This window comes from Bradyrhizobium sp. (assembly GCF_027451485.1).
Lineage (GTDB): Bacteria > Pseudomonadota > Alphaproteobacteria > Rhizobiales > Xanthobacteraceae > Bradyrhizobium.
On sequence record NZ_DAIDJE010000109.1, the window covers coordinates 1 to 3,274 of the forward strand.

The following is a 3,274-nucleotide window of genomic DNA, read 5'->3' on the forward strand; positions in this document are numbered from 1 at the left end:
GGGTCCGCAGGCGGATGCTGTGGTTCGTCTTCGGGATGCAGCTCACAACGCCGCTTAAACATCGTTTGTCCTGGCCGCTACCGCAAGACCGCCGCCCGGCGGCAAAGGTATCTGCGCTCTGAAGGTCTCCTCTCGTCACACGCGATGCAGTGCACTCCTGTATCCGTGCAAGGTCTTGCAGGTCCAGACCCTTCAGGCCATCTCAATAGAGGATGTGCTGAGCTCCACTCTGCCAACTTCTGACTGGCCATCCAACCTGGCAATGATCGATACTCAAGGCCGGAGGTTCGTTCCATGGATAACAAAACCATGGCGCGACTGCTGGCCGAGACCGCGGATCTGCTTGAAATCGACGGGGCCGACAGCTTTCGCATCCGCAGCTATCGCCGCGCAGCCGACGCCGCCGAGCAGACCACCGTCGATCTCGTTGAAGCTGCTTCCGATGCCGCGCGCCTCATGGAGATCGACGGCATCGGCAAAGGCATGGCCGCCAAGCTCCAGACCATCGCGCAGACAGGCTCTCTCGAACAGCGCGACCAGTTGCTGGCCAAGTACGGTGCCGGGATTCTCGACCTGCTCAAGCTCTCAGGCATGGGCCCTAAAACCATCGCCTTCCTATGGGATGTAGCCAAAATCGCCAACATCGATCAGCTCGCCGAAGCCATTGCGGCGGGCCGCCTCAATGGCCTGCCCCGCATGGGCGCCAAACAGATTGAAAAGCTGCGCAGGGGAATCGACGATTTCAGGCGCAGCGCCGGCCGCTTCCGCATTGATGTGGCGGCCGAAGAAGCCGCGCGCATCGCCGCCTATCTGTTGCGGCTCGAGGGAATTGACAAGGTCACGCCGGCCGGCTCGCTGCGCCGTGGCCGCGAGACGGTAGGTGACCTCGATCTGCTGGCCACCGGCCCCGCCTGCGAACCCGGCCACACAGCCGCGGCTGTTGAACATGTCGTCGCCTACCCCGGCATCCACGACATCATCGCCAAAGGCGAAAACAAGGTTAGCTTCAATCTCGAACAGGGTTTGCAAGTCGACGTGCGCATCCTGCCCGCTGCCTCCTGCGGCGCGGCGCTCCAGTACTTCACGGGCTCCAAGGCGCACAACGTGGCGCTGCGCCAGAGGGCGCTCAAGCTCGGCTACACCCTTAACGAGTGGGCGCTTGCGAGGCTCGACGATGGCTCAACCGTAGCCGCCGCCACCGAAGAGGAGATCTACGCCGCGCTCGGCATGGACTGGATGCCGCCCGAGATGCGCGAGAACCTCGGCGAAATCGATCTGGCCGCCGGGCACAAGCTCCCGCGCGTCGTCGCTCTCGGCGACATTCGCGGCGACCTTCACATGCACACCACCGCCAGCGACGGCCGCAACTCCATCCGCGAGATGGCCGAAGCGGCGATCGCCTGCGGCTATCGATACATCGCCATCACCGACCACTCCAAGAACCTCGCCATGACCGGCGGCCTCGACGAGAAGCGCGTGCTTGAACAGATCGGGCAGGTACGTGCCGTCGACCGCGCCCTTCACGAATCCACAGGCGGCCGCATTCGCGTCTTCACCGGCATCGAGGTCGACATTCTCGCCGGCGGCGCCATCGATCTCGACGATGAAGTTCTTGCACAACTGGATGTGGTCATCGCCAGCGTCCACACCCGCTTTGAGCAGAGCCGCGAGGAGATGACCGAGCGCGTGCTGCGCGCCATCGAGAATCCTTACGTGCGCATCCTCGGCCATCCCACCGGCCGCCTGCTGCTGCATCGCGAGCCCTTCGCGCTCGACATGGCCGCGGTGCTCAAGCGCGCCGCCGAACTCGATGTCGCCATGGAGCACAACGCCGCGCCGGAAAGGCTCGACTTGAACGACCACGATCTGCGCCTGGCCAAGGAGATGGGATGCAGGATCGTCATGTCGTCCGACTCCCACGACGCGCGTAACTTGGGCAAGATGAACTACGGCGTCATGCAATTACGCCGCGCCTGGCTCGCGCCGGAAGACATCCTGAACACGCGCGACGCCGAAGGCTTCCTCGCCGGTCTGCGCGCACGGCCGTAATGCCAGTTAGACATTGCAAGGTCTCCCGCCCTGCTATTCCGGTACTCCGTCGTTGATCTCGGCGCAATCCATGCGCAGCGTCCCGTTGTCGTTGAACACCAGCCCATAGAAGCGGACCACGCTGCCCACGGTGATCGGGCTGGTGTTAAGCATCTGGGTGTTGCTGTCGGCGTAGACCACAACGGTGTTCGGGTTCGTCAGCAGCGTAGCCTGGAGTGGCTGTATAGCAAACTGCGAAAAAGGTCATAGGGCGCAATCCTGATCGATCAGGCACCGAACCCGACCTCATTGCCCGAACTTCGCAAGAAACAGGTTGACGTTTCGATTTGGATTGCTGAAGCCTTGAAATTGTCCCAGCGTCATGCCGCCCACGAAAACGCTCTGGTTCCCCAAGCTTAGATAAACTGGTGCGGAATAATCGTCAATACTAAACGTGGCAGGCCGGACCATCAAGCGAAAAAGGCGCAAATCTCCTAGTAACCAAATCACTTACAGAAGAGTAAATACCCGCATGTAGGTCAACGGACTCGATGCGGAGGGACGGCCGAAACGCCGCCTCGCCGCCAAATATGGCCTGTGACGCACAGTTCGCGCTAAGATAAGTTCGCTGTCAGAATGGGGGCCGTATGAGCCTGCTTCATCAGGACGAAATGGACGACGCCGCGCGCGGCGAGGAGTTGACCCGAGGCACCAGTCACGTGGTGATCGCCACCATGGTTGCGGCTCTTGTGGTCAGTTTCGCTATTGCCATCTACGTGATTGCGAACCAGAAGCCGCCCTTTGCCACCGGCCAGATCACCGCCGTCTGGGTTCATCCCCAGCACACGGAAACCTCAGGCATCGACGCCAGCGGGGCGCCCATGCCCAAGGAAAGTGTCGATCAGATCATGGTCTTCGCAACCGTGCGTTTACACAACCAGACCGATCACCCGATCGTTCTCGGCAATGCCACCACCAACGTCGCGCTCGCCGATGGCATCCACTCCAGCTACGCCGCCAACAAGGGCGATTACGATCGCATCTTCGTCGCCTATCCGAACCTTGCCGTGCCGCATCTCAAGCCCCTCTCGACGATCGACACGACCATTGGCCCCGGCCAGACGGTCGAGGGAACTTTTTTCTCGGCTTTCAAAATGACTCAGCAGCAGTGGGACGCGCGGAAGAGCCTGGACTTCACCTTCAACTTCCGTTACCAGCCCCCTCTTGTGGCCGCGTCCCACGTGCC

General features: G+C 61.6%; 2 protein-coding genes. Both read left to right on the forward strand.

What is annotated here, in order from left to right; translation table 11 throughout:
* Window positions 1–294: 294 nt before the first annotated feature.
* The gene (gene polX / locus NEZ08_RS14490; RefSeq protein WP_298107935.1) at window positions 295–2,049 is read left to right on the forward strand and encodes a DNA polymerase/3'-5' exonuclease PolX; all 1,755 of its coding nucleotides are present in this window, start codon (window positions 295–297) and stop codon (window positions 2,047–2,049) included.
* A gap of 650 nt (window positions 2,050–2,699) precedes the next feature.
* The coding region (locus tag NEZ08_RS14495) for a hypothetical protein (RefSeq protein ID WP_298107938.1) at window positions 2,700–3,274 on the forward strand (575 nt) is incomplete at its 3' end.